Consider the following 26,703-nt stretch of genomic DNA (forward strand, 5'->3'; position numbering starts at 1 on the left):
TTTCTCCTCTACAGAAATTTAAAAGATTTATTTTTCAGGATTAGTCTGAGATATATTGGTCATCTCCATGTAATCCATCCATTCATCATATTCCTTTTCAGTTAATTTGCCACTTTTGAGTGCTGCTTCTTTAAGCGTTGTTCCTTCTTTATCCGCAGTCTGTGCAATCTTAGCAGCTGCGTGATAGCCAATATGAGGTGACAAGGCAGTCACTGTCATCAAAGAACTCTCAAGCAGATCGTCCATTTTTGCAGCATTAACAGTCAAACCAGCAATCATTTTATCAGCAAAGCCTGTAATAGTTCCAGTTAAAATATCACATGAATCTAAAAAGGCGGTGATCATAACTGTTTTGTAGACATTCATTTCAAAATTTCCTTGTGAACAGGCAAAAGTAATTGTAGTGTCATTGCCAAAGACTTTCGCAGCGGCCATTGTTACCGCCTCAGCCTGAGTAGGATTAACTTTGCCAGGCATAATCGAAGAACCTGGTTCATTAGCGGGGATATTAAGTTCGTGATAGCCTGCTCTTGGGCCTGATGCCAAGAATCTTATATCTTGGGCTATCTTAAACATGTCAGCAGCCAAGGTTTTTAAAGCACCATGGACAACATCTATGCCAGAATGGTGAGCTAATCCCCAAAACTTATTGGTATTAACTTTAAAATCATGGCCGTAGACTTGAGACAGTTTGTCAGCAATTTTGACAGTCATTCCCGGTGCAGCATTGAGGCCTGTCCCAACAGCTGTGCCACCAATTGCAAGTTCATATAATGTTGGCTTAAGTTCTTTGATATAGGATAAATCATGTTTTAAAGCTGAAATATAGCCAGAAACCTCTTGACCAAAAGTTATCGGAGTAGCATCTTGTAAATGAGTACGGCCAACTTTAACGGTTTTCCAATACTTGTCCTGTTTAATTTTTAGTTCGTCAATTAAGTGTTGCACAGCAGGTTCAAGCTTATCTAAAGCTTCAACTGCAACAATATTCATTGCTGTGGGATATGTATCGTTTGAAGATTGTCCTCTGTTAACGTCATCATTGGGTAAAATATCCAAATTGGGATGCATCTTGTTAGCTAGATTAGCTACTACTTCGTTAACGTTCATATTGCTCTGAGTACCAGAACCGGTTTGTAATACGTGTAAAGGAAAATCTTGACGCAATTCATGATCATCTAATTTTAATAGTTGATCAATCGCTTCCTCAATAGCTTGCCCTTTTTCTACTGGTTCATCGCCGACTTCTACATTCGATTCAGCTGCAGCTTTTTTTAAATGTAAAAAAGCACGAATAATTGCAAGGGGCATTAATTCACCACTGGGAAAATTGTTACGACTTCTTTCAGTTTGAGGACCCCACAGTGCTTCTTTAGGAATTTTAACAGGGCCAATTGTATCACTTTCAACACGGTATTCTTCTTTACTCATACTAAATCTCCTTTTCAAATGTTATTATTTTAGCTATTAAAAGCAGTAATATTCTCTTGCACTCATAATACAGATTTTTAGTTTTATTTTCAATATTTTAAAATAAAAGGGCTATCATTTTAAAATTTTAAAATTTATTTTATTTTAGCAAAAAAGCACTCTTATTGAGTGCCCTAATTAAATCTTTATATTTTTAGTGTTTCAGCATTAATAGCTACTATTACAGTTGAGAGCGACATTAAGATCGCACCGACTGCTGGGGAAAGTAAAATCCCCCATGGAGCTAGGATACCAGCAGCAAGTGGTAGTGCCACAATATTGTAGCCAGCACCCCACCATAAATTTTGGACAGTTTTTCTTTGGGTATGCTGCGCTAACTTCAAAAAACTAATGATATCCAGTGGTTCACTATTAACTAAGACCACGTCAGCTGAATCCACCGCAACATCAGTACCTGCACCAATGGCTACACCAATATCAGCTTTAGCCAAACTAGGGGCATCATTGATACCGTCACCGACCATCATTACCTTTTGCCCTTTATCTTGCAATTCAGCCACAATTTTTTGCTTGTCTTGCGGCATTAAACCTGAGTGAACTTCTGTAATTCCTAGTTTTTGGGCTATATTTTGGGCAACATTTTCATTATCCCCAGTTAGCATCACGGGCGTGATATTCAAAGCTTTAATTTGTTTAATTAGTTCTGCAGCGTTAGTCTTAATCTCATCCCCCACGGCAACGTAACCTAAAAGTTCATTGCCCGCAATCAAGTAACTCGAGGTATAGTTTAAAGCATCAACTTGCGGAAAATTATTGACAATACTTCTAGCTGTTTTTTCATTTACTAACTGGTAATCTTTACTGTTTAAAGTTCCAGCAACGCCTTTGCCGTCAAGTGTTTTACTATTTGACAATGGATAGAGCTCAATATTTTTTTCCTTAGCAAACTGTAAAATGCTTTGCGCAATCGGGTGATTAGAATCTTGCTCAAGTGAAGCGATCAGTTTAATTACTTCATCTGCATTGTACGACTTATTCAAGCTGTCACATTTGCGCACTTGAAACTTGCCTTCCGTCAGAGTGCCAGTTTTATCTAAAAGCAAATAATTAATTTTAGAGCTGACGCTGATCACGTTGCGATTTCTGATCAATAAGCCATTTTTAGCACCGATTGAGGTACTCTTAGCATTTACCAGCGGAATTGCCAACCCTAAAGCATGCGGACAAGCAATTACTAAAACGGTAACCATCCGTTCTAGCCCACCTGCTATTCCCCGCAAACTAGTCCAGACAATTAGAGCAATAATACCGAAAATTAACGCGGCGTAAAACAGCCAGCTTGAAACTCGATCAGCCAAATTTTGTAATTTTGACTTGTTCATTTGTGAAGACTCGACAAGTTTATTGACGTTTGCTAAAAAGCCTGAATTAGCTGAATTGGTGACCTTGATAGTTAATGTGCCAGAACCATTAATAGAGCCGCCAATTACTTTATCACCTTTTTTACGAGTAATTTCGCGTGATTCACCAGTCACTAATGATTCATTAACTTGGCTTGAACCGGTGATGATGACACCGTCTAATGGAATACTTTCACCAGCTTTTACCAATATAACTGCATCTTTTTGTACATCATTGATTGCCGTATCTTTAACTTGATCACCCGATTGTACGTGAACTTTATCAGGTAAAAGTTTTGCTAAATCATGAACAGAACTATTGGCATTCATGACAGATGTCATCTCTATCCAATGTCCTAAAAGCATAATTAAAATTAACGTTGCCAGCTCCCAGAAAAAGTCCATTACATGAACTTTACTGTTTAGCAAATCATTTTTTACAAAAGCATACAGACTATAAATATAAGCCGTAGTGATACCCAAGGAAATAAGGGTCATCATTTCGGGCTTTTTATCTTTTATTTCGTAATACGCCCCGGATAAGAAAGGCTCTCCGCCGTAGAAATACAGCACAGTTGCGAAGATCACCACTACCCATTCAGAACCCGGAAAAGAGAACTGAAAAGGCAAATGGACTCCCATCGCTGGTGATAAAAATATAATCGGTAAAGATAAAATCACAGAAACCCAGAACTTTTTCTTCAAATTGCCCATATGCATCATGTGCCCGCCATGCATCATCATATCATGGCCACCCATTTGCATGGATGAATCATTGTTATTCATTGAATGATTCATATTATGATTGTCGTTCATATCCATATTGTTCAAATTGCTCAGTCCCATCTATTTAAACCAAATTTTGCTCTTTAGTTTAATCTACTTTTATAAACAGATGGTGTCAAAAAATTAGCTTTAATAACATGAACTATATGTTGAGCTACTTGTTTTTGGCTGCGTGATAAAAATGGATGGCAAAACCTATTGCCAAACCCACAATAGCTGGAAATACCCAGTCCATTCCGATATCTGCAAAGGGTAAAAAGCGCATTTGAAATGATTTTAACTGCAGTGCCCACGGCTGCTTGCTAACAACAGCGGGAAAAGAGGCGATCATATCCAAGATAGCTGGAATGAAGGTTAAAGCGATCCCCCAGAAATAGACAATTGGATCACGGTCAAAAAGAGAGCCGGAAATAGATAAAATAATCAAGACCATTGCTATAGGATATAAAAACATCAGCATTGGTGTTGACCAGGAAATAATAGTATCTAGACCAAAATTAGCAGTAATAAAGGAAACGAGCGTCATTATTGTCAACCAACCATGATAGCTGATTTTATTAAAACTACGGTGAAAATCTTGGGCAAACGCTGCAATCAAGCCAACTGCAGTAGTTAAACAGGTTAAGGTAACCAATGTAGCCAGCAAAGCATGACCGAAGTTACCTAAATAATAAGTCACGATTTGATTAAAAACAGTGCCGCCTTCTGCTGAAACTTTAAAATGGTTTAAAGTAGTTGCTCCTAGCCAAATTAAGCCCACATAAATTACTCCGATAGCGCTGGTCGCAATGACCCCTGCCCTAGCTGTAACTTCAGCGTTGCTTTTAGCCGAGGTTTTTCCCAGTTGTCTGACAGCAGAAACGATTGTATAACCGAAAGCTAAGCCCGCTAGTGCATCCATCGTGTTATAGCCTTCTAAAAAGCCATTAAAAAATGGAGCGGTTTGGTAAGCAGCAGTTATGTTTTGCTGCTTTGCCGCACCCATAGGTGAAAAAGCTGCTAACAAAAAGACGGAAAACAGCAACAACAAAAATAATGGGTTTAGAATACGACCTATACTATCCAAAATGGTGGATTGCTGGTATGAAATAATAAACGCCAATATAAAAAAGATTGCAGAAAACACCAGTAATGCCGGTTTCGCCACAGATTTGGGCAAGACCGGTTGCAAACCAACTGAAAACGAAATACTTGCAGTCCGCGGCGTTGCAAATAATGGTCCTAAAGTTAAATGAATCAAAACCATAAAAGCTAGGGCAAAAACATTTCCCAGTGGTTTACCAATGTCGTAAACACCTTTGGCATGACTGGCACTGATTGCGAGCACAGCTAAAAGTGGTAATAAAACCGCAGTCACTAAAAAGCCAAAAGTAGCCATCCCCCAATTAGCTCCTGCAATTTGCCCCAAATGAATAGGAAAAATCAAGTTACCAGCACCAAAAAATAATCCGAATAACAAAGAAGCAACAACTAAATATTGTTTCCAAGTTAATGGTTTGGTATTTACATCTTGTTCAATTTCTTCCATCATGATTCCTCCTAAACAGAAAATCAAACACAAATTAATATGATAAAAAACTTTGATAAATAATAGGGCAATAAAAAAGCACCCTTGATTAAATCAAGGGTGCTGTCAGCACGGTACCACCTATATTACTGTAAACATTTTTTCTGCTAAAAAATCTCACAGTCACTTCACGTACGGTAAAAATTACGATACGCTAACACGTTAATGGGTGTCACCAATATAAGCTACTAATCATTCACCATATAGCTCAAAGTTACTTTCAGTTTGCCATCACGGTCCATTTTCAGCTACAGGACTCTCTAAAACGCTACATGCAAACTTACTTATCTTTTCATCGCTTTATCAATATTAATGATATTTTAATCAATGCCTTTTTTCATGTCAACTATAATTTTGAAAATATCGTTAAAATTTAGATGGTACATCACTAATTTTGTAAAGATTTGACTTTTCTTGTTACCACATAATGACATGCTAAACCAATTACTAAACCTAGCAAGGCTGGAATAATCCAATCCATTCCAATTGCTGCAAACGGCAAGTATTTCATTTGCACACCTTTTAAGGCTAGTGCCCACGAACTTTGGCTTACTACGGGTGGAAAAGCAGCGATCATATCTAAAAATGCAGGAACAAGTGTGAACAGTACAGTCCATAAATATACCACTCTATCTTTGTTAAATAAATTCGCAGTAATTGAAAGCAGAATTAAAACCATTGCAAAAGGATAGAGAAACATCAACATTGGTGTGGACCAGGCAATAATAGTGTCCAAACCAAAATTAGCAGTCAAAAATGAAGCTAATGTCATTAAAAATAACCAGGTATGATAACTAACTTTAGGAAAACTCCTGTGAAAATCTTGAGCAAAAGCAGCGATTAAACCGACCGCAGTAGTTAAGCACGTCACTGTAATCAGACTAGCTAGAAGCGCATGCCCCACATTGCCTAAATAGTAAGTCACAATTTGGTTGAAAGTGGTACCGCCATCAGCAGCAATTTGATAATGTTGCAAGGTAGTTGCACCCAGCCAGATCAAGGCTACATAAATGACACCAATAGTTAAAGTTGCCAATATACCTGCTTTGGCAGTGACTTTAGCATTACTTTTGGCAGTGGTTTTGCCCATTTGTCTGACAGCAGTCACAACGGTTACCCCAAATGCTAATCCAGCCAGCGCATCCATCGTATTATACCCTTGCAGAAAGCCATTAAAAAAGGGAGCCTGTTGGTATGCTAAAGTTACTTTTTGAGCTGCAGCTCTACCCATTGGTGAAAAGAATCCCATCAGAAATACGATAAATAGCAGTAACAAGAATAATGGATTTAGCACCTTGCCGATACTAGTCAAAATATTTGACTCTTTATAAGCAATCACAAACGCGCATACAAAAAATATAGTTGAAAAAATTAACAGACCAATTTGAGCCATGCTCTGCGGCAACATGGGTTCAATTCCTACTTTAAAAGAAATACTAGCTGTACGGGGTGTACCAAAAAGAGGTCCGATAGTAAGATGAATTAAGATCATAAAAACTAAGGCAAATGTCGAGCCCAGAGGCAGTCCAATGTCATATACGCCTTTGGCATGTGTCACACTGATAGCCAAAACCGATAATAAAGGCAATAAGACAGCAGTTACCAAAAAACCTAAAGTAGCAACTAGCCAGTTTGCACCCGCCATTTGTCCCAAGTGAATGGGAAAAATGAGGTTTCCTGCTCCAAAAAATAATCCAAATAATAAAGATGCTACAACTAAATATTGTTTCCAAGTTAGTGGTTGCTGGTTAACATCCTGCTCAAGTTCGTTCATGCATAGGCCTCCATTTATAATAAAAATTGTTATTGCTCATTATTCTTCTAGTGAATTTTTTGCCATTTTAAATAAAAAAGCACCCTGAATTTAATGAATTCAGGGTGCTTTAATTGGCACGGTACCACCTTTTTTACTGGCAAATTATCTCAAATTAATTTAACCAATCACTTCACGTACGGCAATATGCGATACGCTAACACAATAATGGGTGTTACCAATAATGGTTACTTTAATTCACCATATAGCTCCAAGTGATTTTCAGTTTGCTTTTGCGGCTCTATTTCAGTTTCCAGAGCTCTCTGTACGTTACCAGTAAACTTACTTTTCTCTTCATCGCTTTTAAGATATTAAAGGTATTTTAGTTTTTAATTAAAACATTGTCAAGTTTTCTTCAAAAATCAACCCACTATTTTTGTGCCATGAACTTGTTGTACGTTTAATTTTTCAGCAATAAAATCACAATTTGAGCTCGTAATACCGCCACCGGGTAAAATCTCTATCTGTCCCTTTGCCCAAGAAATAATTTCCTTAAGGTGGGAAATATTAGCCAAGATAGGTTTGCTCAGCTCACCGCCATGCGTCAAAATTCTTTTAACACCCTGTTCAGCCAACCAGCTTAGCTCTGCCTTTTGGGTTCTCTGGGGAATTTCGTCAAAAGCCATGTGCATGACTACTTCAATGTTCAAAGAATGAGCCAAACTAAGCAGCTGTTTCATTTGTAACTTATTTAAATGGTTTTGGGAATTTAAGCAGCCAAATGCTACCCCCTGTGCTCCTAATTTGGCTGCTACTTCTAAATCGCTAACCATAATCTCAATTTCACTTGCACTATAAACAAAATTGCCACCACGCGGCCTAATCATTACCACTACTGGAATATTGCAGCTTTTAGTATAAGCGAGGGCTTTTTTCATTACACCGTATGTGGGAGTTGTCCCCCCTAACGCCAAGTCATTATTTAATTCTATTCTTTGAGCGCCATTTTTTATTACACGAGCAATGTCGGTAAAATTTTCTACACAGGCTTCTTTTAGCATTTAAATTCCTTTCTCAAAAGTTAGTAAAAATAGCAGAAGCAAACAATTTTATCATTACTTAGTTAAAAGCTGAAATTCGGGTTTTATTATTTGGTGCAGGGTTAGCAGTAAATATCTGGGCTTCGTGCTTATTATCAGCAACACAAAAAGTAAATTCAACATTAGTTGCGACACCCCATTCCCCCTTATTGTTCAGGGCAATTAATGAAATCTCACCAACTTGACCATAGCGCTGTTTTAATTTTTTACAAAAAGAATAAACAGCTGAGTCACATGCTTCTTGCGGGCTTTTACCTGCAGACATTTGCCGCACAATTTCATAAGATAAACAACCTTTCATAATATCTTCACCAAGACCGGTAGCAGCCGCTGCTCCTATATCACTGTCAGCATAAAAACCTGAACCTGATAAAGGAGAATCACCAATCCGACCATTTTTCTTCATAAATAAACCAGATGTTGAAGTTGCTACCGTAACAGCACCATTTTGATCTAAAGTGATTGCGCCAACAGTGTCGTGACCAGCATAGGGGTGAACATCATGCTCATGAGTCTCTTTAACTTTTTGCCGCCATGTTTTCTTGGCATTAGCAGTAAGCATGTTAGTCATTTCAAAACCATTTTTCATCGCGTAATTGGTAGCACCTTCACCTACTAAAAAACTATTGGTTTTGTTTGAACTCAATTTGCGCGCCACAGAAACCGCATGCTTGACATTTTCAATAGCGGCTACAGAACCTTGTGCGAGTGTATTACCATCCATAAAGGCAGCATCCATTTGCACGATGCCGTTTTCGTTAGGCAATCCGCCATAACCAACAGAAGTATACTCGGCATTAGATTCAACCTGATTAATTAGTTTTTCAACTGCGTCTTTGGCATCTGTACCCTTTTTTAACAAGTCTGCTGAGGTTTTTAGGCCCTCATAAGACATATTCCACGTTGAAATTACCGCCCAATTATTCATTTTTAATCTTCCTTTTAAATTAGTATAGTAATAATACTAAACTAGAGCCGAAGAAGTAACAAGTGCCATCATAAAAATCTTTGGCGGGCAAAATAAAAAAGCTTTGAATACTACTATTCAAAGCTTTTTTGATTACCACATGCCGATAACTTTAGTCCAAACCAGACCGCCGCCTAACCAGATAATGTTAAGTACAACACCAATTATGGCGCTTAGTTTCCACCAATCTTTGTTAGAAACGTAGCCTGTTGAAGAAAGCAAAGCGGCAGGACCTGCCGAATAGCTTGAAGTTGACAAGTATAAAGAACCGTCTAAAGCTAGCATTAACGCTGCCATCATAGGTGGCACTCCGGCACCGATCGCAATTGAGAGAAATCCTGCATATAGAGCAGAAATTTGTGTAGAAACACTTGGAAATAAATAGTGCAGGTAGAAGTAAGCCAAGAACAAGATTACCAGTACCAAAACCCAATTCATACCATTAAGTGCACTACCTAAAGTCTTTGAGAACCAAGGGAAAAAGCCCAAAGTCATTAATTTTTGAGACATCAACATGATAATTGAAAGCCAAGTTAAGATGTTCCAAGCAAAACTCTGACCTAAAATATCCTTAACATTGATAACGCCAAATACCAATAGTAATGCAACTGCAATAAAGCTGACTAAAGTAGCGTCAATGCCAAACTTAGAACCTACTAACCATAATGCAACTGACAGGACAAAAACCACACCCATGATTTTTTCTGCAGCTGTCATTTTGCCTAATTCTTGTAATTTTTTGTCTGCCCAAGCATGAGCATTAGGTGTTTCTTTGATCTTAGGCGGGTAAATTTTATATAGAATAAAAGGTACTAATATTAAGGAAATTATGCCTGGTACGATTGCAGCTACAAACCATTGCATCCAGGATATAGTAACGTTTTGGGTCTTTGCTATTCCTAATGCCACCATGTTACCGGCTAAACCAGTTAGAAACATGGTGGAAGTAACGATGTTAACTTCGTATTCTGTAAAGACAAGGAATGAACCCATGTCACGCTCAGTTCCCTTTTTAGGATCTGAACCCATTTCTCTTGATAAGTTATCAATAATTGGGTACATAATACCGTTAACACGAGCGTTGTTACTTGGAATACCAACTGCCAGAACAGTCTCCACTAGGGATAAGGCATAAGCCAAACCTAAAGTTCTCTTGCCAAAAGTTTTGACAAAGAAGTAGGCAATTCTTTTACCAAGACCTGATTTAATAAAGCCGGCCGCCATAAACATACACATAGCGACCATCCATGCCGTGGAATTACCAAAGCCGGCAGTGACTTCTTCCATCTTAAAAATACCGGTTAATGTAGCAATCACCACCGCTATTATTGTAGTTGCCATCATTGGTAATGGTTTAGTTACACAGGCAATTATAGTTGCAATAAATATGGCAAATAGGTGCCAGGCTTGAACGTTAATTGCCGCTGGTTTTAATGGAGTTAACAGCCATAAGCCAATGCCAATAGCTAGTGGTAAAACCCACTTTTTCCATTGTATTTTATCTAACATTTCTTTATTCTCCTTTAGAGCTATTTTGTGCTTTCTTAATCGCCGCATTCACGGCTTCCTTTAAAGCATTAGTTGTGGTAGAAGCTCCTGAAACTGCATCAACATCCGTAGAATTATTGCTTACCATTTCCTGGGGTATACGGCCAATGGCTACAGCTCCAATTCCTTCCGTTTCATGATTTTCTAGTACTTCGATTTTTTTGATTTCATTATCAAAATAGGTCACGCGAACCAAAATCCTACCGCCAATACCTGCTTCAGAAGATCCTAGAAACTGATTTTGTCCCAGCTCAATTTGATCGTCCTTTTCTCCATCCAAAAGATCATTAATTCGCGGTAATTTCTCCGTTAAATTAATCGAATCCTCAATTGGCTCTAACTTGGCAGCATTTTCTCCAGCAATTTTGCCAAAAATCAAGCATTCAGCTAAGTTGCCACCGCCCTGGTAACGATTGACGCACATTCCGCCAAGCTCACCAGCTGTGTAGAGGCGTTTGATTGGTTGATCGTTGACATCAAGTACACGGGCAAACTCATCATGTTCTGGCCCACCTTGGGTATTAAGCACTGCGGGAGCCAATTTAACTGCATGGACGTCATCTTTTAAATCGAAACTAGTCATTGACTCAGGTGCACGACCAAATTCCAAATCCTTGCCGTTAGTGGCAAACTCGTTAAATTGCAAAACAGTATTTTCTAGATTTGCGGCTGGTACATTCATCTTTTGGGCTAATTCAGTCAGTGAACCGGCACTAACAACCTTGTCAAAGAACTTACCGTACTTGAGCTTTCCTTGCTTCTGTTCTAAGACAAATTTTTGATATTGCTGATTATCAAAGACCAACCAAGCATTGTCGTAAGCGTGAGGCAATAAATAGTCCCCGTGTTTAGCGATATGACCATGTCTGAATTTAGCATCTTCGCGCATAAAGCGAGTGCCGTCGTCTGCCACCGCAAAAATCGCACCTGATTTGACATTTTGCCAGCCGCTAACTTGCCGACCACGCTCATTTTCACCTTCAGCAATTACATAGCTGGGGACGATGCCTAATGACTCATAATTGCTCATGTGCCACATTTTTGCTCCAACTTCACTAGTCATTTTAATCCCGTCACCCTTATTATAGAGAGTGCCCAGCGGGGTTAATTTAGTGACGTGCAGGTAATCCTGCTGCATCTGCTTATTATTTTCAAAGCCACCTGTAGCAACGATTACTCCTTTGCGAGCATGAATATAATATTGTTTCTTGTTGCGATTAATAATTACTCCAGCTATTTCACCAGTTGTCTCGTCCTGCAATAAATGCTCTGCTTTAGAATTAAGCCAGACATCAATGTTGGCAGCATTTTTGACGACTTGAGCACGAATTACTTTCCATAATTCAGCATCAAAGTCTTGATTATGAACCAGAGCAAAATCAAAGGTTTCAGAGCCGCGATATTCAGGATACTCACATAAATTCTTTTTCTTTGCTAAATGGTCACCCGGTTGATTATCACGTGACCAGATAAAAGGATCAATACCAAAATACTTTTTAAAATATTGCGGCATATTAACAAAGCCATCAAGATAAGCAGCCATTGTTTTCTGATCAAAATTATATGGCGCTGCCAGCTGCTCATAATATTCAGCAATCTTCTTTCTATCATGTGCCATAGCAACATGCTGTGCTGAATAACGGGTGTTACCACCCTCATGACCATAAGGAGCAGCGTCAACTAATAAGACTTGAGCACCATTTTCTGCCGCAAAACGAGCTGCCGTGCCTCCGGCTCCACCAAAACCTAAAACGACTATATCATACACACCATTCCACTTAGTTTTTTCGTTGATTTTCATTTTTGCACTTCTTTACTGCTTTTCAGCGTTCTCAATTGCTTGGTTGACCGCTTCTTTAAAAGCAGCACTAGTTGTACTTGCGCCACTGACCGCATCAACCTCTGTAGTTTGCTTTTCAATCATTTCATTAGTTAGAACGGGAATTGCTTTGCCTCCCAAATAAGGCGTTTCTTTTTCTTGCAGTGTTTCAATTTGAGAAATCTTATCACCTGACATCGTGACGCGTACCACAATTGGGACATCATTAATGCCATTTTCACTAATTCCAATTCCCTGATTAGGTCCAGCTTCAAAATCAGTTGAAGAAGCATGGGCGTCAGATTTTAGATCAGGGTTTTTTGAGGCACCTGTAACTACATCAACTTCAGCCATTTTTCTTTTTGGCCACGCAGCATTTTCTCCTGCAATTTTGCCAGAAATTAACAAATCAGCAATACTGTTTGCACCAACATATTTAGTAGCAAAAATATCTCCTAATTCGCCAGCTTCATATAAATGAGGAATAACATTATTCTCCATGTCTAAAACTTCGCAATTTTCATTACGACGAGCGCCACCATGTGTATGCAGAATGTTGTGGCGAATTGGGATAGCATAATATGGACCTGCCCCAAAAGCACGCATTGTTTCAATTTTACGATTTAAAAACATATCGCGCTTTTTTTCATTGACTAAAAAGTTAAAATCACTGACAGCTTCGGCCAATTTTGGTGCGGCAATCTTGTCAGCTAATTCAGCAATAGTTTCACCTTTTATTGCATAGGTAATCAGGCTCTTAATTTGTTCAGCCTTATCTGAATCGTCATTGGCTAGTTGCTCAAATTGCCTTTGATCCATAATGATATGTGGATGATTTTGATTAGGCTGCATAATCCAGTTGCCGTGGTTATATTTGTAACCATGACGGTCTTCTTCGTCTTCACGGTAATACCGCGTGCCGTCATCGCCAGCAACGAAAATACTACCATTAAATAAGCTTTTCCAGTTGATCATATAGGCAAATTTTTCTCTTGGCGCGCCTTCTCTTAAAGAAAAACCATGTGAATCATAGTTAGACATATGCCACAGTCTAGCGCCAGCTTCAACTGCCAAATCAATTCCTTTACCTTGATTATATAAAGTACCAATTGGAGCTAAAGAACCTTGACCTAAAAATGTTTGAACCATATCTTGGTTATTTTCAAAGCCACCACATGACAGAACTACACCATTTCTGGCAGCCACATTTCTATTTATACCTTGATGTTTAATTTGCACACCCAAAATGGTTTTAGTGTTGGGATCCTGAATTAAATGTTGTGCAGGACTTTCAAACCAAACATCAATTTTGTCTAAACGCTCGTAAACTTTTTTACGTAATAATTTCCAGAATCCGCCATTATACATACCAGCAGTCATGGTTTGTGAGCGCATTGTTTCTGCATGCTTGTATTCTGGATATTCTCCTTGAGGTCTTCTCCCGGTATATTGTGCTTCAATGCCAAAATATTTTTGAGAGTACTCCTTCATCTTCAAAACATTATTGACAAAAGCGTCTAAATCTTTGGGATCATACTTAAAGGGATAATAAGTTTGCTTATAATATTCACGGAGATCAGCAAAATTATCGCTCCAAGCAAAAGCACCACCAGCATACCTGGTATTGCCACCTTCATGACCTTCGGGAGCTGAGTCAATGAGCAGAACGTGCGCATTGTTATCTGCCGCAAATCTTGCCGCTCCGGCACCAGCTCCGCCGAATCCGACTACAATTACGTCGTAAACGGCGTCCCATTTGAGTGTTGAATCGTAGATCAAATTTTTCACCATCACTTTCTTATAAACTATTCTTAACGTAAATATATCTTGACCAACTTTTTAAGTCTAATTAAATTTTTTGAAAAAATATTTCAATTTCATAATACAAAAAGTTATTACAGCAACTTGTTATTGTACATTAAAGCTAAATTTAATATAATTTAATTAGATATATTTATAAATTTTATTTATTTAGGAAGTTCTCATGAATGAAAAAGACTTATTATATTTTTGTAAATTAGTCGAAACTGGTAACTATACCACTACAGCCGCATTCTTTGACGTTACCCAGCCCACAATTTCCATGGCAGTGAAGCGGTTGGCAGATAAGTTCGATGATCCACTTATATTGCAAAAAAATCGCAAAAGTAAAATAACTTTGACCGATGCCGGCGACTTACTTTATAAAAGAGCAAAAATTCTATTGCAAGATATCGCCAGCATTAATTATGATGTGATGCATGCCAGTGACAAAAAAATTCGGCTTGCCTTTTCTGGAGAAGCCGGTAGCCTTTACATTGCCGATATTATACAAAAATTTTATCAAGCAAATATTGCTAATTTAATTGAATCTAGAATCGAAAGATCGGCTAACGCATTCTCTGATTTAACTGATGGCACTGTAGATGTGGCAATATATTCGTGGATGGTTCCTATTAATGATCCCGAATATTTTATTCATAACCTGCAAAGAACTGAACTAGTCATTATTACCAGTACAAGCGATAAGTGGCGGGATGTCCACCAAATTAATGCATCCGACTTACGCAACCGCAAGTTTGTGGCTCGTAAAAGAGGCTATTTAACTAGAGAATGCCTGGAACAGGAAGCAAAATTAGGCGATTTTACGCCACAGATTTCATACACTGCTACTACAATGAGAATGATGATTGAATTAGTTAAACGCAATGTAGGCATTGCTCTTGCTATGGAAAGCAGTCTAAAAGAGGTTTCTGATATTCACGTCATTCGGTTAAAACCAGGGCAAAAATTGTGGGCATACATGCAGATAGCAATGAGAAAGAGTTTTATACCAAACAAGTATCAGCGCAAAGGGATCGAAATACTGCGACATTTTAAACCAGATGAATATCAATAATTTGGGCATAAAAAAACTCATGACTTTTCAGTCATGAGTTTTTGATATTACAGTTGAACTTTATGATAAAAGATTAAACAATAATGCAGCTAATGTACCACCAAGAAACGGACCAAAGACTGGAACCCAACTATAAGCCCAATCTGAGTCTCCTTTGTTAGCTATTGGCATAAATTGATGTGCTAGTCTTGGACCAAGGTCACGAGCCGGGTTAATAGCGATTCCAGTAGGTCCTCCCAAGGAAAGACAGATTGCTGTAATCAAAAATCCGGCTAATAGTGGATTCAATCCAGGAGCCAACTTAATATTGGTCAATCCGAGTAAACCGTAAACTAAGACAAAGGTTGCAATCATTTCTGTAAAGAAATTCCAACCATAGCTTCTAATTGCCGGTTCCGTAGCGAAAGAACCTAAAATTCCTCCTTTATCAGTTGTTTCTGCCCAATGTGGGTAGTATGTCAACCAAACTAGGATACCACCAATAAAGCCGCCGGCTATTTGTGCCACAATATATGGCAAAACTGAAGACCAAGGTAATTTATTTGCAATTGCCATACCTAATGACACTGCTGGGTTAAAATGCCCTGGACAAAGCCAACTGACACAGAACACGCCAAATGTTACAGCGAAGCCCCAGCCAAAAGAAATTGCGACCCAGCCGCTGCCTTCAGCTTTTGACTTTTTTAGATTGACACCGGCGCAAACGCCATCTCCTAGCAATACTAAGATGATAGTTCCGAAAAACTCACCCATTAATTGCATTGTTAAGTTACTATTCATTTTTATCTCCTACTATGATTATTGAGCCCTTTAAAGTCTCAAAATAATTATTAGTAGTAAACTGTCCCCATTTAGAATATATTACTTTATTAGTTTAATGTAAACCCTTTCTGCAATAAAAAATATTGTGAGCTCACTTTTTAATTTTTAATGGTTCTAGTTGCTGTTCAATCTCAGACAGATCAACTCCAGCTTCTACCAAAGCTGCTGCTGTATATGCTCCTTCAATAAAAGAGACATCATACACATGTATTTTCTTAGAAGTCATTTCTTGCGCCAGTTCCAAATTCATTTTGGCACTACCTAAATCATAAAAGGCCAGAATTTCGCTTGCTTGATTATCACTAAATGCTTGCAAAATTTTATCCATACTGGTACCGATGTCTTGATCATTTGTACCACCAGCAATCGTAATAGGAACATCTTTAGCAACTTGCTTTAAGAGCTGGTTCAAACCTTTTGTAATTTCTGGGACGTGTGAAACTAGTGTAATTCCTAAATTCATAGAATACCCTCAGTTTCTAATAATGCCTTAAAAAGATAGCCGCTTGATTGAGAACCGGGGTCAATATGACCCTTCGATCTTTCTCCTAAATATGATGCCCGCCCTTTTTTAGCCACCATTTCTTTGGTGTGAGCTACTGTTTCATCGATTTTAGCGGCTGTTAAAGAATGGTCTTTTACTTCAGGAACTAATTCTGTCCAAACATCAACCATAGTTTTATCACCAGGAACAGCTCCACCACGCTTTTTTATTCCAGTTAATGCTGCTTCTAATAATTCACCGATATCACTAGTGGAGCTGCTTTTTTTAGCCATCTCTAAAAAAGCAGTACCGTAAAGTGGTCCCGAAGCACCACCAACAGTAGAAATTAAAGTCATAGCAATTTGCTTAAAAGCATCTGTAATAGAATCTGGCATCGTACTTAATTTTTGACTAACAGCGCTCATACCGCGGCTCATATTAAAGCCGTGATCACCGTCACCAATTGCAGTGTCAAGATCACTTAAATATTGTTTATTTTGCTCAATTTTAGTGGCAAAATTATTCATCCATTCAACTAAGTTATTAACAGTTAACCCCATATTACAAACTCCTTTGTGATTACCAAGCTATTGTTTCAACCGGCTTATTCAAATATTCCAGCCATTTCTCATCTGCTAATTCAAAAATAGTAAGAGAAATACCAGCCATATCTAAAGAAGTCATATAATTGCCGACTTTCATAAATGCCGGCTTGACGTTAAACTCATTTAGTTTATCAAGTAAATCATTACTAAAGATGTACTGTTCCATTAAAGGAGTCGCACCCATGCCATTAACTAAAACCGCATATTTCTTGTGTCCATCTAAGTGCATCTCATCGTTCAATTTTCCAACTAATTCTGTGACTAAATCTTTTGCCGGTCTAATTTTTTCACGACGATAACCCGGTTCAGAGTGGATGCCAACGCCATATTCAATTTCATCATCTTTTAAAACAAAACCTGGTTTGCCAGTTTCCGGATTGGTTGCTGCTGAAAGGGCAACAGCAATAGTCTTAATATTCGGCAAGACCTTTTTAGCAGTGGCATCAATTTCGTCTAAACTAGCACCTTCTTGAGCTAATGCTCCAACAATTTTATGCATGAAAATTGTCCCTGCAACACCGCGTCTTCCTTGAGTAAAAGTACTATTTTCAACAGCAATATCATCATCAACGACAATGGATTTAACTTTGATATTATCCATATCAGCCATATCTTTTGCCATATCAAAATTCATGACATCTCCGGAATAGTTCTTAATAACTAAAAAAACTCCTTTACCTTGATCAACAGCTTTAATTGCTTCATAAATTTGATCTGGGGTTGGCGATGTAAAGACTTGTCCGCAAACAGCTGCACTTAGCATGCCTTTACCAACAAAACCAGCGTGAGTAGGCTCATGACCTGAACCTCCTCCGCTGACAATGCCGACTTTGCCGCTCATTGAGTCTTTATCTGCTCTTACAACTGCTGCAGTATCTTTTATTTTTTCAAGATATTGCGGGTAGGATCTCACCATACCTTCAACCATTTCTGGTACAACATTAGCAGGATCATTAATAATTTTCTTCATGACTTATACTCCTTAAACAAACTGAAAAAACAATTTAATTGTAACGCTTACATTATTTATTATACCAAGTACAGATTGCATAAACCATTGAGTCTGCAAAAATTATATATTTTGATAGCAAAAAAGCTTTAGTTTTCTTGTAAAAAGATTAACTAAAGCTTTTTAAAAATTTTGTTTTTAAAAGACCTGTTATTTTCTGATAACCTGATACCGATTGGCACGATTATTATCTGGCTGTTCAGCAGCATGTCCGCAAGCTACTATCACACATGTCTGAAAACCAGCAGGAATACGCAATTCTTTTTGCAAATCACTCGCAGAATTAAGAACTAAAGCCGCATTCATCAAATAAACTGAACCTAAGTTTAGCTCTGCAGCTTCAATCATTAAATTCTCTGCCGCTACTGAGGCATCCCTCTCGCCAAAACTACTATCTTTTTTGACGTTAATGACAAACAATAATGGAGCATTATAGCAAGCATTATTTGTTACCTGCTCTATCTTAGACAAGAAGGTTTCATCTTCGACAACCGTCATTTGCATTACATCTGCGTCATGCATGCCGCATGGAGCTGCCTGAAAAGCAGCGATCAATTTATTGATGTCCTCTGGAGCTACCTTTTCACTGGTATATTTTCTAACAGCTACTCTTTTTAAAACTGGATCAGTCATTTGTATGCCTCCTAGAAAACAAAAACTAAATTATTTAATAACCGCTTTACCGGTCTTGTGAACTAAATCAGACCATTTTAAGAATTCTGTATCAGAAATTCCTACAAACTTTTTACCTTTGACCTTCTTGACGCTAAATACATAAACTGTTTTACCTTTTTTAACGTAAGAATAATTATTGCCTTTTACCAGAAGCTTGCCTTTGCTATTGTAGACTTTAGCATTCCGTTTGACTTTATAGCTGGCAACTTTAAAAAGTTTCACATTACCGGGCTTGATGTATTCTTGTTTCTTACTTTTCTTACCATTGACTGATATTTGCAAGTAACTCTTATTCTTAACGGTGGTAAAACCAATAACTGAAAGAATAGTTCCCTTTTTTAGTTTTTTGTTTTTAATTCTTTTACCTTTATTATTATAAACATAGGCATTTTTCTTTAACTTAACAGTTTTACCTACATACTTAAACGCGTTATTGTTATTAGTAGTATTCTTGTTAAGTTCCTTATTAGTATCTGACGGGGACGAAGTATTATTCTTATCTCCTGCTTTATTCGTCTGATTTTGATTAGTATTAGTGCTGGTATTGGTACTTCCTTCAGCTGTATTGGTGCTTGAAACAGTAGTCTGATTTTGACTTGAAGAAGCTGCAGTTGTATCTGCGGCCAAAACCGGTCTGCTCGTACTCAAACCAATAGTCAGAGAAGCAACTCCAACTATACTTAACAATAGTCTTTTCTTCATATTGACACCTCATTATTAAAAAACTTATTTATATACATTCTACTACTTTGAATAAATAATTTCTTGTCTGCCAGTGAAAACAGGCTGTACATAAACTAATTTAACCAATGATTAACACTTTTACCACTTATATTATAAGGTAATAATTTCTTTTTTGCTTTATACTAGTAAAGAATGAAATTGAAACTTACGCTTCAAAGGAAGGACTCCATGGAAAAGCAGCAAAAAGAACCAATCGAAATTTTGGTCACTATTGACCAGAATTATATCAAACCACTTGAAGTAATGATGTACTCACTTAAACTCAACAACTTGAATGAAAATTTTCGGGTATGGCTGATTTACGACAATATCAATCGGCACTCTTTGACTAAATTAAAAAAATTTGGGGCAAAGATAGGCATTGACGTAATGACGCTAACAATGAATAAAAATATTAGCTTCCCCGATTCTCTGCTCAACTTGCATGACTACCCTAAAGAAATGTATTTCAGATTACTATCAAGCAAGATTTTGCCAGCTGATTTGCACCGCATTATTTACCTTGATCCCGATATATTAGTAATTAATTCCATCGTCCCTTTATGGCAATTGGACTTAAAAGGTAAAATGTTTGCGGCCTCGGTACATGAAGGTTTAACCGACATTATGAGTTCAATTAATAACATTAGGCTTGGCACGTCAACTGGGTATTTTAATTCAGGAATAATGCTAATGGATTTAGACCAGATGCGTGTAAAAATAAATATTGAGGATATTACACAGGCAATTGAAGAACACCACGACACTTTAATTTTACCAGACCAAGATATATTAAATTACTTGTACGGTGAGGACATTTTAAAAATACCCGAAACAAGATGGAACTATGATGCGAGGGCATTCTCAGTTTACTTGACAAGAAGTACGGGTGAAATTAATACTGAATGGGTTATGAAAAACACTTCGATTTTGCATTTTTGTGGTAAGCCAAAACCCTGGCAAAAAGAAAAACATTCTCGTTTCAAACCCTTGTATTTGAATTACCAACAAATGGTCAATCGCCTGTTAAAACAAGAAAAATAAATATAACATTTAGCGTTTTACTGTTGAAGGAAGCTATATCTGTGCTAAAATAATAAAAGTTGCCGAATATCAAGCGACACAATGCTTGACGTGGTCTAGGTATAGAAAATACTCGGCTATTTTTAGCATTGAATGTGTAATATTTTTTATAGAAAAGAGAAGAATTATGGCTTCAATTAACAAATCTGAACTTACTAAAGAAGTTGCAGCAAAAACTGACCTTAAGCAAAAGGATGCTGAAAAAGTTATCGACGCTTTGATTGAATCAATTAAAGATAACTTGGCAAAAGGCGAAAAGGTACAAATTATTGGTTTTGGTTCTTTTGAAGTACGTGATCGTGCTGCTAGAAAAGGTAGAAACCCACAAACTGGTAAGACTTTGACCATTCCTGCAACCAAAGTACCAGCATTCAAGCCTGGTAAAGCATTAAAGGATGCAGTTAAATAATTTCTATTAATAAATACGAAAAAACAACGAGTTTTTAGCTCGTTGTTTTTTATATTTAATGATTTTGATGATTTAACTTGGTAGCGAAGAAGTCACCAATCACTTGAATAATAAATATCAGAATAATGACTAAAGCTGTCGCAACAAACGTCACGTCATTATTAAACCTATTGTAACCGTATGAAATAGCTGTATTACCTAATCCTCCTGCTCCAATAGCACCAGCCATTGCTGTCAGTCCAATTAAACTAATAATTGTAACTGTAGAAACACGTGCAAGCTCTGATCTTGCTTCATTAATATAGACATTAAAAATAATGTCCCAAATTGTAGCTCCCAAACTTTGAGCAGCTTCAATTTTACCGTGATCAACACTTTCAAGTGCGACTTGTACTTGACGGGCGTAAAAAGGGAAAACTCCCAAAGTTAGAGGTACAAGTGCAGCCTTGACACCAATCTGAGTGCCCACTATTTTTTGAGTGACTGGTGCGATAAATGCCAGCAAGATAATAAATGGGATTGCCCTGAAAATCGAAACTATTTTGTCACAAATATTAAACCAGAATTTGTTTGGTCTAATACCATCACTTTTAGTTAAAACTAGAATGACTCCAAAGATTAATCCTAATATGCCACCAAAAATACCAGACCAAAATGTCATAAATAATGTTTGAATAATGCTGGTACCCCAGCCGGTATCACCTAACCAGCCTAATTGCACCACATTAGGAAAAACACTGTTAAACCAACTACTCATATAGGTCCCCCTTTTCGTTTAGTCGAGTAACTGCCACTTTTTCTTTTCTTAAAAAGTGCACTGTTGCTTGTTGTTTGTCTTTGTCGCCTTTAACTTGTACTAGTAATGTACCAATTGGCTCGTCATCTAATAATTCCACGTTACCATATAACATACTTGCTTCAACGCCAATTTGCCGGTACAAATCAATGATGATGGTTTTGGTCACATTTGCCATACTATAGACTAATTGGTAAATTGCTTCGTTATCATTAAGTTCGTCCAAATTAAGTGACTTAAGCGTATTAATGACTTCAAGGGAGCCACCAACAAAACTTTTAGTAAGATCATTTTGAGGATGAAGCACCACATCACGCAAGTTACCTTTTTCAATTATTTGACCAGATTGCATCAAAGCAACTTTATTGCAAATTTTCTTAACAGCACCCATTTCGTGTGTGATTAAAATGATTGTCAAGTTAAGGTCTTTTTGTAATTTCTTTAGTAAAGATAAAATTTGTGCAGTATTTTGAGGGTCAAGAGCACTAGTAGCCTCATCAGAGATTAGAATATCTGGTTCATTTGCAAGTGCGCGGGCAATCGCAACCCTTTGCTGCTGCCCACCTGAAAGCTGAACGGGATAAAAGTTGGCCTTCTCTTTTAAATCGACCAGATCCAATAAATTTAGTGATTTTTCCTTTATTTCTTTTTCTTTCAGACCAGAATGCTTTAGGGCAAAGGAAACGTTGTCAACCACACTAATCTCATTTAGCAAGTTAAAGTTTTGAAAAATCATGCCGATCTTTCTACGCGCTAATTGTAAATTTTTATTAGCTATCACTTGCTTGCCGTCTTTGACAAAATCAGTATCATTGACTCTAATGTTTCCGGCAGTTGGTTTCTGCAACAAGTTAACAGTTCTTACTAAAGTAGACTTGCCTGCTCCAGAAAAACCTACGATGCCATAGATATCACCCTTTTCTACCGTTAAATTAACGTCGTGAACAGCATGTACAACCTTTCCTTTTTTGTCAGCGAAATCAACATTAACATGTTCTAATTCAACAATCCCCATTACATTCTTCTCCGATCATTAAAACTTAACATCCCAAGCTGGTTTACTCATATCACCATAAAACTTCTTGTCTAAGCGCTTAGTTTCAGCTGTTTGATATGACTTAACCACTGCTAGATAATCTTTATTCTTTTCCTGACCTTTCTTTGCACAAATGATATTTACCCATTGTAGAGAATCTTTATTAACCGGTTCAATGAAGATGGTTTGCTTCTTACCTAAACCTGCAGGACCGGCAAAGTCATTGTTAACCACAGCGGCATCAACAGAATTAATTACTCGACCACATTGATCAGCACTAACTTCTTTAACTTTGATGTTCTTAGAAGTTTTAATTACGTCTGCAGCAGAAACTAAAATTTTACCTTTGCGTAACTTAATTAAACCAGCATTTTTAAGAACAAATAATGCACGTGATTCATTACTTGCGTCATTTGGAACAGCAATCGTAGCGCCCTTCGGTATCTCACTTAATTTATGGTACTTCTTGGAGTATAACCTAATTGGGTTAATTTCAGTCCGACCAATTGCAACTACACCGCCTTTATTGGCTTTGTTCCAAGCTTTAAGAAAGGCATAGTGTTGAAAAGCGTTGAGGTCAATATCACCACTTTTAACAGCTTTATTAGGTTGGTTATAATCAGTAAAGTTTTTAATCTTAATTGTTACCCCGTACTTTTTCTTTGCCAAAGCAGCAGCATGTTGCCAAATAATTTGCTTGGGCTTGGTTTCACTAACAATACCCACAGTGACAACGTGATTGCTCTTTTGATTATCACCTTTTTTACCAAAACTAAACCAAGCAATAGCTACTACAACAATAGCTACCACAACTCCAATAATTATATTGCGACTTTTCTTTGTCATTTGAAAAACCTCCCAATTTTTCAATAAAAAAAGCACTCATCCTAACATAAGGACGAGTGCTTCGTGTTACCACCTTTATTTTATTTATTACTCACGTAATAAATCTCACTAGCTATCTACCAATAGCTTGCAATTCTAACGGATGCAACTCCGCCACTAGCTAAATATCACCAGCAGTCATCATTTCGAGCCCATGTTCACTACACTTCGTTAGCTAACTCTCACCAAACGTTAGCTCTCTTTATTAACTTGAGTAATAGTTACTCTGCTTTTCAAGATGTATTAATTATTTAATTGTTTATTAATTTAGCATTTAAAATTTATTCTGTCAACCACAAAATTAAAATTATTTGCCTTTTTCATGGTATGACTTTACTTGGTCAAAATAAAAACGTCCGACTGCAAAAGTAACTATTCCCATACCGATTACTTGCCACCAATAATTATGATTCAAGTTCTCTGCTAAAATAAAACTGCTTATCAAGGTTAGGATACAGATGATTAAAATTAGACTAGATGTTAATATTCGTCTCATTAGATTGCTCCTTTCTTTTATATGTTAAAAAGTCAAATGAATATTTATTCTGCTTATCAGGGTAATGACTTTCTTTTTTAACCAAACTAAATTCATCATATTTGATTGGAATCATTGTTGTGTCAGCAGTGAATGTTGCTTTTATTGCCGTTTTTTCCAAGTAGTCTGCCTGTTTAATTAAAGCTTTAAAAACCGAATTGCCCCCTATCACACATAAATTTTGGTTTTTATGTTTTTCAACCCATTCTTGTAATTCATTCTTTGACTGCACAATTACGACATTTTTATAATTTTGATATTTTCTTTTTAATTCTTTACTAGTTGTTAGAACCACATGTTTTCTGCCAGGCAAGATTTTAGGCAGGCTCATAAAAGTTTTACGCCCCATTATTATTGGGTGACCATAAGTTATTTCTTTAAAGTGGTGTAAATCCAAGGGCAATTTCCACGGTAAATGCCCCTCTATACCAATTTGATGTTGTTGATCTTCAGCCCATACAAAAGTAATCATTTGTTCTCCTTTAACTTAATTATACCGTTTTTGAGTGCACTTTGGGAAATACTCGCATATCTGCCTTTTATTTTTAAATGACAAATCAATTTACACATGATTTTCGCTTTTAATATTGCTATAGTTATTTAAGTAGATAAAATGATGGAGGAAAAAATGACTAAAGCGGATCAATTTACAGATGAAAAATACAACCAAATGAAACAGACAGAAGCAGATTTAATAAGGGATTTGCAAGCTGTAGTCAAAGAACCTGAAAAAGAAGCAGAACTTAGCGCTGAAATTTTTAAAAAGCATCGGAAGTGGCTACAAATCATTATGCCAAATTACTCACCTGAAATACATTTGGGAATTGTTAGTGCTTATGACAATGACACCCGTTATCAGTCATATTATGATGACAAGGCGGGAAAAGGTGCAACCAAAATTTTAAGCAGAATTGTCAAGAAACATTTAGCAAAATAAAAAGTTCTTCCTAACTGATGTGAACCCTAAAATTAGGACACTTTATATTAGCTATTAACTGAGGACTAACTGCCGATATTCAAGCGGAGTTAGTCCTTTTAGTTTGATTTTGATTCTTTTCTGATTGTAATACTCAATGTAGTCTCTGATTGCGTCTTCCAGTTCAGTGAGATTCTTAAACTGCTTTTCAAAGCCATAAAACATTTCTCGCTTGAGTATCCCGAAGAAGCCTTCCATTAACCCATCATCAAGCGAATTGCCCTTGCGTGACATTGACTGGCTAATGCCATGATTTTTCAGCCACGCTTGAAACTGACCATTTTGGTATTGCCAGCCTTGATCGGTGTGGAAGATCAAGCCATTCAGTGCTGGATGCTTGTCCCAGGCCTTTCTTAACATATCCATGGTCTGCTTAAGATTAGGACTGCGGGAAATGGTATAGGAAACAATCTCTTGGGTGCAGCCATCAATGATCGGTGATAAATAGGTCTTTTGCCCCTTGAGCTTAAATTCAGTTATATCTGAATACCATTTGTGATTGGGATAAACCGCACTGAAGCTGCGTTTAATCAGGTCAGGCTTAATCGGACCCTGAGTGCCGCGATAGCTGCTGTATTTGTGCCAGCGTTTACTGACTATGCCGAACAGCTTCAGCTTGTTCATTAGGCGCTGCACCTTTTTATGATTGACTAATAAACCGCGATGCCTAAGCTCTGCAGTAATGCGGCGATAGCCATAGCGGTGCTTGTGTTCTTCATAGATAGCTTTGATTTTAGCCATTATTTCTCGATTATCTCGCTCTTTGTCCTTCTTCTTTAAAGTGTAGTAGTAATTACTACGGGATAGATGGGGCAGATTGGGATTGGCATTAATGGTATCAAGAATAAAAGTTACGCTGACTTTAAGCTCACGTCTTAGTTGGGTAACTGCCTGGGCTATTTCCGCGGCTTGCGGTTCTTGGTCCGCTGGTCGACTAAGGCGCTCAATTTTTTTACGAATTCGTTCTCGATAGTCAGCTTTATGTTCTGCTGGCGTAAGCGTTCGTTCTCTTGCTTGAGTCGATGATTTTCCTGTTTGATCAGCTGTTCTCTTTTGGTCATGGGGCGGTCGTCCTCTCTGCTTGTTAACGATATTATACCCATTTTTACGATATTCGTGCAGCCAGTTGTACAACATGCCACTACTTTTTAAGCCCAAGTCAATAGATACTCGACGGGCAGGCTCATGTTCAACTATGATTCGCTTGAGAGCTTGCTCCTTAAAATTACTTGTATAAGCAGTGAAAGGCTGGTCTAAAATAGCTAGACCGTGACGGTCAATCAAAGCCAACAAGTAACTAATATTAGTCCTGCCAACCTGATAACGCTGACTTAGCTCAGCGGGGTCGATTTGATAATCATGCCAAAGATGATAGATTTCAATTTTATCTTGTTTAGATAATTTAGACATAAAAAT

General features: G+C 37.5%; 25 protein-coding genes and 3 other annotated features. Of the genes, 4 read left to right on the forward strand and 21 right to left on the reverse strand.

What is annotated here, in order from left to right:
• Nucleotides 1-27: 27 nt before the first annotated feature.
• The 9 genes from DLD54_RS04815 to DLD54_RS04855 form a co-directional block, all read right to left on the reverse strand.
• Nucleotides 28-1,431: a class II fumarate hydratase gene (locus tag DLD54_RS04815; RefSeq protein WP_109918432.1), complete on the reverse strand. Its 1,404-nt coding sequence runs from the start codon at nt 1,429-1,431 to the stop codon at nt 28-30.
• A 185-nt stretch (nt 1,432-1,616) separates the two neighbouring features.
• Nucleotides 1,617-3,653: a copper-translocating P-type ATPase gene (locus DLD54_RS04820; RefSeq protein WP_233559198.1), complete on the reverse strand. Its 2,037-nt coding sequence runs from the start codon at nt 3,651-3,653 to the stop codon at nt 1,617-1,619.
• Between the two features lie 118 nt (nt 3,654-3,771).
• Nucleotides 3,772-5,145 (reverse strand): branched-chain amino acid transport system II carrier protein, encoded by a 1,374-nt coding sequence (gene brnQ / locus DLD54_RS04825; RefSeq protein ID WP_109918433.1) that lies wholly within the window; start codon nt 5,143-5,145, stop codon nt 3,772-3,774.
• A gap of 92 nt (nt 5,146-5,237) precedes the next feature.
• Nucleotides 5,238-5,489 (reverse strand) — a binding site (T-box leader).
• A gap of 83 nt (nt 5,490-5,572) precedes the next feature.
• Nucleotides 5,573-6,958: a branched-chain amino acid transport system II carrier protein gene (gene brnQ, locus DLD54_RS04830; RefSeq protein ID WP_109918434.1), complete on the reverse strand. Its 1,386-nt coding sequence runs from the start codon at nt 6,956-6,958 to the stop codon at nt 5,573-5,575.
• A 97-nt stretch (nt 6,959-7,055) separates the two neighbouring features.
• Nucleotides 7,056-7,304: a binding site (T-box leader), on the reverse strand.
• Nucleotides 7,305-7,359: 55 nt separating this feature from the next.
• On the reverse strand, nt 7,360-7,998 hold the full coding sequence (locus tag DLD54_RS04835) for a copper homeostasis protein CutC (RefSeq protein ID WP_109918435.1): 639 nt from the start codon (nt 7,996-7,998) through the stop codon (nt 7,360-7,362).
• Between the two features lie 58 nt (nt 7,999-8,056).
• Nucleotides 8,057-8,965, reverse strand: a complete 909-nt coding sequence (locus DLD54_RS04840; RefSeq protein WP_109918436.1) for a glycosylasparaginase — start codon at nt 8,963-8,965, stop codon at nt 8,057-8,059.
• 132 nt (nt 8,966-9,097) lie between these two features.
• The gene (locus DLD54_RS04845) at nt 9,098-10,513 is read right to left on the reverse strand and encodes a DASS family sodium-coupled anion symporter (protein ID WP_109918437.1); all 1,416 of its coding nucleotides are present in this window, start codon (nt 10,511-10,513) and stop codon (nt 9,098-9,100) included.
• A 4-nt stretch (nt 10,514-10,517) separates the two neighbouring features.
• Nucleotides 10,518-12,353, reverse strand: coding sequence for an FAD-binding protein (locus tag DLD54_RS04850; protein WP_109918438.1), 1,836 nt, complete (start codon nt 12,351-12,353; stop codon nt 10,518-10,520).
• Nucleotides 12,354-12,365: 12 nt separating this feature from the next.
• The gene (locus DLD54_RS04855; RefSeq protein ID WP_420812356.1) at nt 12,366-14,162 is read right to left on the reverse strand and encodes an FAD-binding protein; all 1,797 of its coding nucleotides are present in this window, start codon (nt 14,160-14,162) and stop codon (nt 12,366-12,368) included.
• Nucleotides 14,163-14,355: 193 nt separating this feature from the next.
• Between DLD54_RS04855 and DLD54_RS04860 the strand changes: the two genes are divergently transcribed.
• Nucleotides 14,356-15,249, forward strand: coding sequence for a LysR family transcriptional regulator (locus DLD54_RS04860; protein ID WP_046327189.1), 894 nt, complete (start codon nt 14,356-14,358; stop codon nt 15,247-15,249).
• 60 nt (nt 15,250-15,309) lie between these two features.
• On the opposite strand, the gene DLD54_RS04865 is transcribed toward DLD54_RS04860, so the two are convergent.
• The 6 genes from DLD54_RS04865 to DLD54_RS04890 all read right to left on the reverse strand — a co-directional run bounded on the left by DLD54_RS04865 (nt 15,310) and on the right by DLD54_RS04890 (nt 19,546).
• Nucleotides 15,310-16,029 (reverse strand): MIP/aquaporin family protein, encoded by a 720-nt coding sequence (locus DLD54_RS04865; protein WP_109918439.1) that lies wholly within the window; start codon nt 16,027-16,029, stop codon nt 15,310-15,312.
• 133 nt (nt 16,030-16,162) lie between these two features.
• Nucleotides 16,163-16,534 carry a dihydroxyacetone kinase phosphoryl donor subunit DhaM gene (dhaM, locus tag DLD54_RS04870; protein WP_109918440.1) on the reverse strand — a complete coding sequence of 124 codons (372 nt, stop codon included), beginning with the start codon at nt 16,532-16,534 and terminating at the stop codon, nt 16,163-16,165.
• Nucleotides 16,531-17,115 carry a dihydroxyacetone kinase subunit DhaL gene (gene dhaL, locus DLD54_RS04875; protein WP_109918441.1) on the reverse strand — a complete coding sequence of 195 codons (585 nt, stop codon included), beginning with the start codon at nt 17,113-17,115 and terminating at the stop codon, nt 16,531-16,533. The genes dhaM and dhaL overlap by 4 nt, the downstream gene beginning before the upstream one ends.
• 19 nt (nt 17,116-17,134) lie before the next feature.
• Nucleotides 17,135-18,130 carry a dihydroxyacetone kinase subunit DhaK gene (gene dhaK, locus DLD54_RS04880; RefSeq protein WP_109918442.1) on the reverse strand — a complete coding sequence of 332 codons (996 nt, stop codon included), beginning with the start codon at nt 18,128-18,130 and terminating at the stop codon, nt 17,135-17,137.
• Nucleotides 18,131-18,319: 189 nt separating this feature from the next.
• Nucleotides 18,320-18,802, reverse strand: a complete 483-nt coding sequence (locus DLD54_RS04885) for a nitroreductase family protein (RefSeq protein ID WP_109918443.1) — start codon at nt 18,800-18,802, stop codon at nt 18,320-18,322.
• Nucleotides 18,803-18,832: 30 nt separating this feature from the next.
• On the reverse strand, nt 18,833-19,546 hold the full coding sequence (locus tag DLD54_RS04890) for an SLAP domain-containing protein (RefSeq protein WP_109918444.1): 714 nt from the start codon (nt 19,544-19,546) through the stop codon (nt 18,833-18,835).
• Nucleotides 19,547-19,756: 210 nt separating this feature from the next.
• Between DLD54_RS04890 and DLD54_RS04895 the strand changes: the two genes are divergently transcribed.
• The gene (locus tag DLD54_RS04895; protein ID WP_109918445.1) at nt 19,757-20,611 is read left to right on the forward strand and encodes a glycosyltransferase family 8 protein; all 855 of its coding nucleotides are present in this window, start codon (nt 19,757-19,759) and stop codon (nt 20,609-20,611) included.
• Between the two features lie 166 nt (nt 20,612-20,777).
• On the forward strand, nt 20,778-21,059 hold the full coding sequence (locus tag DLD54_RS04900) for an HU family DNA-binding protein (protein ID WP_038522851.1): 282 nt from the start codon (nt 20,778-20,780) through the stop codon (nt 21,057-21,059).
• A gap of 55 nt (nt 21,060-21,114) precedes the next feature.
• On the opposite strand, the gene DLD54_RS04905 is transcribed toward DLD54_RS04900, so the two are convergent.
• From DLD54_RS04905 to DLD54_RS04925, 5 genes are all read right to left on the reverse strand, one after another.
• Nucleotides 21,115-21,816 (reverse strand): methionine ABC transporter permease, encoded by a 702-nt coding sequence (locus tag DLD54_RS04905; protein WP_038522854.1) that lies wholly within the window; start codon nt 21,814-21,816, stop codon nt 21,115-21,117.
• Nucleotides 21,809-22,870, reverse strand: a complete 1,062-nt coding sequence (locus tag DLD54_RS04910; RefSeq protein WP_109918446.1) for a methionine ABC transporter ATP-binding protein — start codon at nt 22,868-22,870, stop codon at nt 21,809-21,811. Before DLD54_RS04910 ends, DLD54_RS04905 begins: the two co-directional genes overlap by 8 nt.
• Nucleotides 22,871-22,888: 18 nt before the next feature.
• Nucleotides 22,889-23,737, reverse strand: coding sequence for a MetQ/NlpA family ABC transporter substrate-binding protein (locus DLD54_RS04915; RefSeq protein ID WP_038522860.1), 849 nt, complete (start codon nt 23,735-23,737; stop codon nt 22,889-22,891).
• A gap of 45 nt (nt 23,738-23,782) precedes the next feature.
• Nucleotides 23,783-24,022: a binding site (T-box leader), on the reverse strand.
• Between the two features lie 61 nt (nt 24,023-24,083).
• Entirely contained in the window at nt 24,084-24,272 is a 189-nt protein-coding gene (locus tag DLD54_RS04920; protein ID WP_109918447.1) for a hypothetical protein, read from the reverse strand.
• Nucleotides 24,250-24,783, reverse strand: coding sequence for a dihydrofolate reductase (locus DLD54_RS04925; RefSeq protein ID WP_109918448.1), 534 nt, complete (start codon nt 24,781-24,783; stop codon nt 24,250-24,252). Before DLD54_RS04925 ends, DLD54_RS04920 begins: the two co-directional genes overlap by 23 nt.
• 156 nt (nt 24,784-24,939) lie before the next feature.
• Here DLD54_RS04925 and DLD54_RS04930 point away from each other — a divergent pair, with 156 nt between their 5' ends.
• Entirely contained in the window at nt 24,940-25,248 is a 309-nt protein-coding gene (locus tag DLD54_RS04930) for a TipAS antibiotic-recognition domain-containing protein (RefSeq protein WP_158593322.1), read from the forward strand.
• Between the two features lie 54 nt (nt 25,249-25,302).
• On the opposite strand, the gene DLD54_RS04935 is transcribed toward DLD54_RS04930, so the two are convergent.
• Nucleotides 25,303-26,697, reverse strand: a complete 1,395-nt coding sequence (locus DLD54_RS04935) for an IS3 family transposase (RefSeq protein WP_304485485.1) — start codon at nt 26,695-26,697, stop codon at nt 25,303-25,305.
• Nucleotides 26,698-26,703 lie beyond the last annotated feature (6 nt).

It is taken from the genome of Lactobacillus helsingborgensis (genome assembly GCF_003173695.1).
Lineage (GTDB): Bacteria > Bacillota > Bacilli > Lactobacillales > Lactobacillaceae > Lactobacillus > Lactobacillus helsingborgensis.

Bases quoted from the DNA above. Each gene is read 5' to 3' on its own strand.
- DLD54_RS04815 (WP_109918432.1), bottom strand. From the start codon at position 1,431: ATGAGTAAAGAAGAATACCGTGTTGAAAGTGATACAATTGGCCCTGTT.
- DLD54_RS04820 (WP_233559198.1), bottom strand. From the start codon at position 3,653: ATGGATATGAACGACAATCATAATATGAATCATTCAATGAATAACAAT.
- brnQ (WP_109918433.1), bottom strand. From the start codon at position 5,145: ATGGAAGAAATTGAACAAGATGTAAATACCAAACCATTAACTTGGAAA.
- brnQ (WP_109918434.1), bottom strand. From the start codon at position 6,958: ATGAACGAACTTGAGCAGGATGTTAACCAGCAACCACTAACTTGGAAA.
- DLD54_RS04835 (WP_109918435.1), bottom strand. From the start codon at position 7,998: ATGCTAAAAGAAGCCTGTGTAGAAAATTTTACCGACATTGCTCGTGTA.
- DLD54_RS04840 (WP_109918436.1), bottom strand. From the start codon at position 8,965: ATGAATAATTGGGCGGTAATTTCAACGTGGAATATGTCTTATGAGGGC.
- DLD54_RS04845 (WP_109918437.1), bottom strand. From the start codon at position 10,513: ATGTTAGATAAAATACAATGGAAAAAGTGGGTTTTACCACTAGCTATT.
- DLD54_RS04850 (WP_109918438.1), bottom strand. From the start codon at position 12,353: ATGAAAATCAACGAAAAAACTAAGTGGAATGGTGTGTATGATATAGTC.
- DLD54_RS04855 (WP_420812356.1), bottom strand. From the start codon at position 14,162: ATGGTGAAAAATTTGATCTACGATTCAACACTCAAATGGGACGCCGTT.
- DLD54_RS04860 (WP_046327189.1), top strand. From the start codon at position 14,356: ATGAATGAAAAAGACTTATTATATTTTTGTAAATTAGTCGAAACTGGT.
- DLD54_RS04865 (WP_109918439.1), bottom strand. From the start codon at position 16,029: ATGAATAGTAACTTAACAATGCAATTAATGGGTGAGTTTTTCGGAACT.
- dhaM (WP_109918440.1), bottom strand. From the start codon at position 16,534: ATGAATTTAGGAATTACACTAGTTTCACACGTCCCAGAAATTACAAAA.
- dhaL (WP_109918441.1), bottom strand. From the start codon at position 17,115: ATGGGGTTAACTGTTAATAACTTAGTTGAATGGATGAATAATTTTGCC.
- dhaK (WP_109918442.1), bottom strand. From the start codon at position 18,130: ATGAAGAAAATTATTAATGATCCTGCTAATGTTGTACCAGAAATGGTT.
- DLD54_RS04885 (WP_109918443.1), bottom strand. From the start codon at position 18,802: ATGACTGATCCAGTTTTAAAAAGAGTAGCTGTTAGAAAATATACCAGT.
- DLD54_RS04890 (WP_109918444.1), bottom strand. From the start codon at position 19,546: ATGAAGAAAAGACTATTGTTAAGTATAGTTGGAGTTGCTTCTCTGACT.
- DLD54_RS04895 (WP_109918445.1), top strand. From the start codon at position 19,757: ATGGAAAAGCAGCAAAAAGAACCAATCGAAATTTTGGTCACTATTGAC.
- DLD54_RS04900 (WP_038522851.1), top strand. From the start codon at position 20,778: ATGGCTTCAATTAACAAATCTGAACTTACTAAAGAAGTTGCAGCAAAA.
- DLD54_RS04905 (WP_038522854.1), bottom strand. From the start codon at position 21,816: ATGAGTAGTTGGTTTAACAGTGTTTTTCCTAATGTGGTGCAATTAGGC.
- DLD54_RS04910 (WP_109918446.1), bottom strand. From the start codon at position 22,870: ATGGGGATTGTTGAATTAGAACATGTTAATGTTGATTTCGCTGACAAA.
- DLD54_RS04915 (WP_038522860.1), bottom strand. From the start codon at position 23,737: ATGACAAAGAAAAGTCGCAATATAATTATTGGAGTTGTGGTAGCTATT.
- DLD54_RS04920 (WP_109918447.1), bottom strand. From the start codon at position 24,272: ATGAGACGAATATTAACATCTAGTCTAATTTTAATCATCTGTATCCTA.
- DLD54_RS04925 (WP_109918448.1), bottom strand. From the start codon at position 24,783: ATGATTACTTTTGTATGGGCTGAAGATCAACAACATCAAATTGGTATA.
- DLD54_RS04930 (WP_158593322.1), top strand. From the start codon at position 24,940: ATGACTAAAGCGGATCAATTTACAGATGAAAAATACAACCAAATGAAA.
- DLD54_RS04935 (WP_304485485.1), bottom strand. From the start codon at position 26,697: ATGTCTAAATTATCTAAACAAGATAAAATTGAAATCTATCATCTTTGG.